This is a genomic window from Fluviicola sp. (assembly GCF_030151805.1).
Taxonomy (GTDB): Bacteria; Bacteroidota; Bacteroidia; order Flavobacteriales_D; family Crocinitomicaceae; genus Fluviicola.
Genome location: NZ_JASLCN010000470.1, coordinates 1 through 8307, shown reverse-complemented (window position 1 = coordinate 8307; position 8307 = coordinate 1). Strand labels below are relative to the sequence as shown.

Annotated in this window: 6 protein-coding genes; 4 read left to right on the top strand and 2 right to left on the bottom strand. The window is 42.3% G+C overall.

What is annotated here, in order from left to right:
- Window positions 1-14: 14 nt before the first annotated feature.
- Both Q1V93_RS17845 and priA read left to right on the top strand, forming a co-directional pair.
- Window positions 15-1169, top strand: a complete 1155-nt coding sequence (locus Q1V93_RS17845; protein ID WP_300666534.1) for a hypothetical protein — start codon at window positions 15-17, stop codon at window positions 1167-1169.
- Window positions 1170-1363: 194 nt separating this feature from the next.
- A complete protein-coding gene (gene priA, locus Q1V93_RS17840; RefSeq protein WP_300666532.1) occupies window positions 1364-3847 on the top strand; it encodes a primosomal protein N' in 2484 nt (827 codons plus the stop codon).
- On the opposite strand, the gene Q1V93_RS17835 is transcribed toward priA, so the two are convergent.
- The gene (locus tag Q1V93_RS17835) at window positions 3844-4713 is read right to left on the bottom strand and encodes a sigma-70 family RNA polymerase sigma factor (protein ID WP_124746329.1); all 870 of its coding nucleotides are present in this window, start codon (window positions 4711-4713) and stop codon (window positions 3844-3846) included. The two genes, priA and Q1V93_RS17835, sit on opposite strands and share 4 nt — an antisense overlap.
- A 180-nt stretch (window positions 4714-4893) precedes the next feature.
- Between Q1V93_RS17835 and Q1V93_RS17830 the strand changes: the two genes are divergently transcribed.
- Window positions 4894-5364, top strand: a complete 471-nt coding sequence (locus Q1V93_RS17830; protein ID WP_300666530.1) for a low molecular weight protein-tyrosine-phosphatase — start codon at window positions 4894-4896, stop codon at window positions 5362-5364.
- Window positions 5361-6071, top strand: a complete 711-nt coding sequence (locus Q1V93_RS17825; RefSeq protein WP_300666529.1) for an SAM-dependent methyltransferase — start codon at window positions 5361-5363, stop codon at window positions 6069-6071. The genes Q1V93_RS17830 and Q1V93_RS17825 overlap by 4 nt, the downstream gene beginning before the upstream one ends.
- Before the next feature lie 87 nt (window positions 6072-6158).
- Here Q1V93_RS17825 and Q1V93_RS17820 read toward each other — a convergent pair.
- Window positions 6159-8307: PKD domain-containing protein (locus Q1V93_RS17820; protein ID WP_300666527.1), on the bottom strand; the 2149-nt coding region annotated here is incomplete at its 5' end.

Genomic DNA, 8307 nt, shown 5'->3' with positions numbered 1-8307 from the left:
CAAATTGTATACTTATGAGATTTCTCCAATTTTCACTTTATGTTATCCTCCTTGCTTCCGTAGCTTTAGTCAGCTCGTGTAAAGACGATATTGATTTTGCCGGAGATCATGTCGAAACTCCCGTATTGTTTGGGTTGTTAGATAAAAGTGATTCGTTGCATTATGTGAAACTTACACGTACTTTCGGTGGTTCGAATAACTCCATTGATGTGGCTTTGATTGAGGATTCCAGTTACTTTCAAAGTGCTGAAATCGTTATTGAAGAATGGGCTTCTCTTCCTCCGAATAATGTATATACGAAGGTAAGATCCTGGATTTTACGCGATACCGTATTGACCAATAAGGTTCCGGGAGCTTTCTACAGCCCGAATCAAAAAGTATATTATTTCCAGACACAGGCATTCTCTACGTTGAATCCACCGGTGTTGGGTGATCAAAATCCAACTGTGGCGCTGAAAGATGATGCAACTTACAAATTGATTGCAACAATCAACGGCGGGCAGATCGTTGTAAACAGTGAAACAAAACTTGTTAACACAGTAGGAGTTACTTCTCCAAGTCCTAATGGATCATACTCATTCGTTAAAACGGTTAACGGAGTGAAACAATACAATGCTTCATCTGTAAAAGCAACCAATGGAAATGCAAAAGTAGTTGATGCCCGTATTCAATTTTTCTTTGATGAGTATTTCAATGGTTCTCCTGTTCGAAAATCTTTCATCTGGAAAATTGGTGAATTGAATGGCGACCAACTTACGGGAAGTTCTTCCAGTTTTTCTGCAAACGGTGAAACTTTTTATGAATTGGTGAAACAAAATTGTACCAATGATGCAACGATTACGAAACGGAAAATGACATCCATGCGTTTGATCATAACAGGTGGATCCGAAGATTTAAGTAAATATATCCTGGTAAATCAGCCAAGTTCTTCTTTGGCACAAAACAAACCGACCTTCACGAATCTGAAAAGAACAGACGGTGGTCCGGTAATCGGACTTTTCAGTTCACGTATGACTGCGAAACAGGATAAACTATCCTCTTCCGTTATACGAGTCGTTGATTATTTGTCTATGAAAGAACTTTGTTCAGGACCGATTACAGGTTTGTTGTTATTCTGCAGCGATAATCAAACAGATATAAACAATGGTGAGTCCTGGGCTTGCCAGTAAAAATAAGGATATTAAGAAATCCCGTTTATCATACAAGATGAGCGGGATTTTTTTTGCGTTCTTCACTTTGGTATTCTTTTGTGGATAAGTGTACGCTTATCCACAACCTACCCGGGTAAATAGTAATCCTATCTTTCAAATTTATAGATTTGGTAAAAAGCCCTTTTTTATTTTTAGTTCACTAAATTTGTTCCATGAGCGAACGCATTACCCTTTTCGTTGATGTTATTTTACCCCTTCCATTAAGTCAGGAATTCACCTACCGGGTTCCTTTCGAGATGAATGATCTCATTCAGGAACATTTACGCGTAATTGTTCCTTTCGGAAAAGGAAAACTCTATACCGCGATCATTACAAAAATCCACCGGGAAGCACCAAAGCTTTACCAGGCGAAATACATCGAACACATTCTGGATGAAAATCCTCTGATCACTAAAAGGCAATATGCTTTCTGGAAATGGATTTCGGAATACTACATGGCTCCTATCGGCGATGTCATGAATGCTGCCCTGCCTTCCAATTTCAAACTGGCCAGCGAAACAAAAATCGTTCTTCATCCGGATTTCGATCAGGATAATACGGTCCTCTCCGACCGCGAGTATTTGGTTGTGGAAGCTTTGGAAATCAAGGAAACACTTGATCTGAAGGAAATCTCCGAGATTATCGGAATAAAAACCATTCAACCTCTGATCAAAACCTTACTGGAAAAGCGCATTGTTCTCACTTTGGAAGAAGTTTCCAATAAGTTCACTCCGAAAACGGGATTGTTTGTGGTTTTGCAGGAGGAGTACAGATCGGATACTATACTGAACGAGCTTTTTGAACAACTTGCTCAAAAGAAGAGCACCCAGAAACAAGAACAGGTTTTATTGAAGATCCTTCAACTGGGCGGATTTCACGACGGCAACGTGACTCCAATTCTTCGGAAATCACTGGAAGACCAGGGTTGTTCATTGTCAGCAATCAATACTTTAGAAAAGCAAGGCGTTTTGCGAATTGAACGGTTGGAAATCTCGCGTATACAGAGTTTGGATCAAAGCAAATTCGAGTTCCCCACATTGAGTCCGGCGCAAAACAATGCGCTAACTGAAATTGAAAACGGATTTTATGAAAAAGATACCATTTTACTTCAGGGAATCACCGGTTCCGGAAAAACAGAGATTTACATTGAATTGATTCGGAAAGTACTTCAACAAGGAAAACAGGTTTTATTCCTGGTTCCTGAAATTGCGTTGACCACTCAGTTGATCCAACGTTTATCGGCCTATTTCGGAGAAAAGATCGGAGTATATCATTCCAAATTCAACTCAAATGAACGGGTAGAAATCTGGAATAAAGTATTGAGCAACGATCCCAATCAATTCCGTTTGGTAGTCGGAGCGCGCTCATCCGTGTTTTTACCGTTTCAGGATTTAGGCCTGGTGATCGTGGATGAAGAACACGAATCTTCCTACAAACAGCAGGATCCGTCTCCGCGTTACAATGCCCGCGACATGGCCATTGTTTTGGCACATTTCTTCAAGACGAAAACACTTTTAGGCTCGGCAACTCCTTCTATTGAGACTTTCCAAAACACCCGCGATCAAAAATACGGGCATGTTTTACTGACCGAACGATTTTCCCAGGTAAAATTGCCGGAAATTCTTTGTGCGGATATGAAAGAAGAGCGCAAGCAAAAAAGTACAAACGGACACTTCTCTAAATTCCTTCTGGATACTATCATCGAAACACTGAAAAACCAGGAGCAAATCATCCTGTTTCAAAACAGAAGAGGTTATACTCCTATCTGGACGTGCGAAATTTGTGGATTCAGCCCGAATTGTATCAATTGTGATACCACTTTGAATTATCACAAACATGCCAATATTCTGAAGTGTCATCATTGCAGTTATCAGACAAAACCAATCGGAACCTGCCCTGCCTGCGGAAGCAATCGCTTGAAGATGCTTGGATTCGGAACAGAAAAAATTGAAGATGATTTGTCCTTGATCTTACCCGATGTTAAAATCGGTCGAATGGATCTGGACACAACACGAAATAAAAACAGCCACCTGCAATTGATTCAGGCATTTGAAAACCGCGAGATAGATATTCTGATCGGAACACAAATGGTTGCAAAAGGTCTCGATTTCGATCACGTGGGGCTGGTTGGTATTCTGGATGCCGATTTAATGCTCAATAAAACGGATTTCAGAGCATTTGAGCGTGCCTTCCAGCTTATGACTCAGGTTGCAGGGAGATCAGGGCGCAGAAACAAGCGCGGAAAGGTTATCATTCAAACGGGGAATCCGGATCATTGGGTCATTCAAAAAGTCATGGAGCATGATTACGATTCATTTGCGATCAATGAAGTGGTGGAACGAAGAAATTATCATTACCCTCCATTTTACAAATTGATTCGTTTTACGCTGAAACATCGGGACAGGGATTTGGTGGAAGCCGGAGCATTGCATTTCAGTAAATTGCTGAAAGAGCAATTCCATGAGCGCGTTTTAGGTCCCGAATCCCCGGTTATTGCGAGGATTCAGAACTTTTATTTGAAAGAAATAATTTTAAAAATTGAGCAAGAAGCTCCTCAGAAGAAAGTAAAGGAACGCTTACATGAGCTGACGGATCAATTTTTCAGCGTTCCCCATTTCAAACCTATCCGACTGATAACAGATGTCGATCCCGCTTAACCAAGGTATGATTTAAGCATCCGGCTTCGGGATGTATGTTTCAAGCGTCGAATTGCCTTCTCTTTTATTTGTCTTACTCGTTCTCTTGTCAGATCGAACAAATCACCGATCTCTTCAAGTGTCAGAGGATGTTTTCCGTTTAATCCGTAGTAAAGCCGAACCACATCGCCTTCTCTTCCGGACAAGGATGATAGAGAGCGTTCGATTTCTTTTCTCAAAGACTCTTTTGTCAATTCATTTTCCGGACTTGGCAAAGCGTCATTCGGCAATACATCATACATACTTGATGAACTTTCGTCTCCATCCACAAGCGGTGCATCCATGGATAAATGACGAGCTGTGTTTGCCAGCGATTGACGAACATCATCCACCGAACATTCCAGGTATTCCGCCAATTCATCTGCGGAAGGAGGACGTTCATACAGTTGTTCCAATTCGCTGTAAGCTCTGTTTATTTTATTGATCGTTCCAATTTTGTTTAGCGGAAGGCGAACGATTCTTGCCTGTTCTGCCAATGCCTGTAAAATCGATTGACGAATCCACCAAACGGCATACGAAATGAATTTAAATCCGCGGGTTTCATCGAAGCGCTCAGCAGCTTTTATCAACCCAAGGTTTCCTTCATTGATTAAATCAGGAAGGGACAACCCTTGATTTTGATATTGCTTGGATACGGAAACTACGAAGCGGAGGTTTGCTTTTGTTAATCTTTCGAGGGCTTTTTTATCGCCTGCCTTGATTCTTTTTGCCAACTCTACTTCTTCATCCGCACTGATTAATTCAACACGACCAATTTCTTGTAGGTACTTATCAAGGGAAGCTGTCTCCCGATTGGTAACCTGCTTTACAATCTTTAACTGTCTCATGGTCTTTACAATTGATTTACATGAATATAACGATTATAAGATACAGATAGTTGTGTTCGTTGGAATCAAAAAATGTTAAATGAATAAACGGTTTGTTTAAACTAACAAATTGTGTGAATCAATGAAAATTTCGTTTAACCGGGTTAAAAAAGTAACTTTGCACCCGATAACACATGATTTATGCGCATTTTGATGGTTTGTTTGGGCAATATTTGCCGCTCTCCGATGGCAGACGGCTGGTTGAGACACAAAAACAAAAAGTACGGTTTGTCCCTTGAAATTGATTCTGCGGGAACAGCCAACTATCATGTCGGAGAAAAACCGGATCACCGCATGAGAAGATTATCTCTCGAATACGGTGTCTCAATCGACGAGTTGCGGGCACGTCAGTTCTCCGTTTCGGATTTCGACCATTATGACATCATTTTTGCTATGGATAAAAGCAATCAGCAAAATATCCTGCGCATGGCCCGTAATGAAGATGACAAACAAAAAGTAAAACTGTTTTTGAATGAATTACGACCGAATGAAGACCTCGAAGTTCCGGATCCTTATTACGGAACAGACGCTAATTTCCGCGAAGTGATCGAGCTTCTGGACGAGGCAACAGAATCTTTTCTAATCAATAATCAATTAATAACGAAACAATGAGCACGGGAAAATTATACCTGATTCCAAATACACTTGGAGGAGAAACTACAGAAGATATTATCCCGCAAAAGGTAGGTGAAATTGCCAGTGAATTGCGCGTATTTGCTGTGGAAGACATTAAATCTGCCCGTAGGTTATTGCGAAAAATTGACCGCTCCTTTCCAATTGATGAATCGGAGTTTTTTGTTTTGAATAAATCAACTGCAGCTTCTGAAGTTTATCACCTCATCAAAACAATGAAAGCCGGAAAAGATGTGGGGATCATCAGCGAAGCCGGTTGTGCAGGAATTGCAGATCCAGGGGCTGTATTGGTTGCTTTGGCTCATGAAAATGAAATCCATGTTTGCCCTACCGTTGGTCCGAGTTCTATTTTATTGACACTCATTGGAAGCGGATTTAACGGTCAGCAATTTTCGTTTAGCGGATATTTACCGAAAGATCAGAAAGAGCGCATCCGCAAACTGAAAGATCTGGAACAACGCGTACGCAGATCAGGAGAAACGCATTTGTTTATGGACACACCATTCAGAACCATGCACGTATTCGAAGATATGCTGAATGAACTGGCCGACGATACCTTGTTATGCGTTGCTTCCAACCTGACATTGCACAACGAACGTATTCAGACAAAAACCATTGCTGACTGGAGGGAAAATGCCTACGACATCAGTAAGCAGCCAGTGATGTTTGCGTTGGGGAAATTATAACATTTGCATTTAAACTTCTTATCTAACAAGTTTAAAAGTTGAAAGGGTTCAAAAACACAGTATTGAACTTTTGAACCCTTTCAGACGCTATTTGATCAGTGTCATGTGTCCGTTGGATGAATACTTTTTATCGTTATCGGAATCACGGAATGTGACCGTCCAGCTATAAGTTCCCTCCTGAACCGGCGCTCCGTTATACGTTCCGTCCCAACCCACTTTGGAATCATGGCTTTCAAACACAATCTCTCCCCATCGGTTGAAAATAGCCATGGTAAAACTATACGGATCAAATCCGGAAGTAAATACCGGCTGGAACGTATTGTTATGCTCATCTCCGTTCGGTGTAAAACAATTCGGAACATAATAAATCAATTCATCTAAGATCCGTACAATCACACTGCTCGTGTCCGTACATCCGAATGAATTCTTAGCAATCAGTTTTACCAGGTAATTCCCTACAACCTCGTCATAAGCATGCGTCGGTGAAAAAGCTGCAGAAGTTCCGCCGTCTCCGAAAAGCCAGGTATAACTGGTTGCATTGGTCGAAGTATTGATAAACTGAATCTCCGGATTCGTTACCGTTGCTGTGGCAGGAGAAGGTATAAACGACGCATTTGCTTCAGGATTGACACAGATCATACTTGTCTTTGTAAACGTACTCACACATCCGTTCGCATCCGTTACAGATAAAGCAATATTGAAACATCCTCCGGAAATAAAACTTGTTGAAACCGTTGGAAGTGATGTTGCTGTTTGCCCGTTACCAAAATTCCAAAGCGCACTTACGGATCCGGGCGTTGAATTGGTAAAAGTAACTTGTAAAGGAGCACAACCGGATAGATTGTCTGCTGAAAAAGCAACTACCGGAGCCGGGTTTACAACAATGGAGGTAGTTGACGGTCCCGAACAAGACCCCGGAATATCATAGGTAATAACATGTGAACCGATTCCTGCAACTGTTGGATCAAATGATCCGTTTGTGGCATTCACGATTCCGGTTCCTGACCAGTTTCCTCCAGGACTTGCTGCAGTAAGAGAAACGATCGTTCCGTTTTCACAAAAAGGCCCCGCAGCATTGATCGCTGTTGAGTTTCCGGGATTCAATGTTACATTCGTTGTTGCGGATGCAGAACAGGAATTCGCTGTCAGAGTTACGGTATATGTTCCAAAATCTGCGCCCGTAATAGACGCAATACTCGGGTTTTGAATCGTAGAATTAAATCCGTTCGGTCCTGTCCATACAAAACTTCCTGTTCCCGTAGCAGTTAAATTCAAGGTTTGTCCTACACATAAAGGTCCGTTGTTGGATGCCGAAACAACTGGTAATGGTGTTACCGTAACCGTTGTTGCTGTGGATGTTGTTGAACAAGCTCCTAGTGAAGCTGTAACCGTATATGATCCGCCACTTGTAACAGTAATAGCCTGAGTTGTTGCTCCGTTCGACCAGGTATTTCCAGTTGCAGCAGAAGATGTCAAAATAACCGAACTACCCGCACAAAATGTAGTCGGGCCACCAGCTGTGATTGTTGGTACGGGAGGAAGTGGATTCACCGTAACCGTTGTTGTTGCGGATGTCGCCGAACACGTTCCGTTCGAGACAGTAACGCTAAAAGTTCCGCTTGCGCTAACAATGATCGTTTGAGTGGTTGCTCCGTTTGACCAGGTATTTCCGGTTGCGGAAGAAGAAGTCAAAGTAACTGATCCTCCGGTGCAAAATGTTGTAGGTCCACCCGCTGTAATTGTTGGAGTTGGCGGAAGCGGATTCACCGTAACCGTTGTTGCTACTGATGAGGATGAACAAGGACCATTTGAAACAGTAACCGTATAATTTCCTCCGGCTGTAACTGTAATAGATTGGGTGGTTGCTCCGTTCGACCAGGTATTTCCGGTTGCGGAGGAAGAGGTCAAAACAACCGAACCGCCTGTACAAAATGTTGTCGGACCGCCGGCTGTGATTGTTGGAGTTGCAGGAAGCGGATTCACCGTAACCGTTGTTGCAGTGGATATCGCTGAGCAAGATCCGTTCGAAACCGTAACCGAATAAGTTCCACCGGCTGTAACCGTGATTGATTGCGTGGTTACTCCATTAGACCAGGTATTTCCGGTTGCAGAGGAAGAGGTCAAAGTAACCGATCCTCCGGCACAAAATGTGGTGGGACCACCAGCTGTAATTGTTGGGGTCACCGGAAGCGGATTCACTGTAACAGTTGTTGCCACAGATGTTGCCGAACAAGGA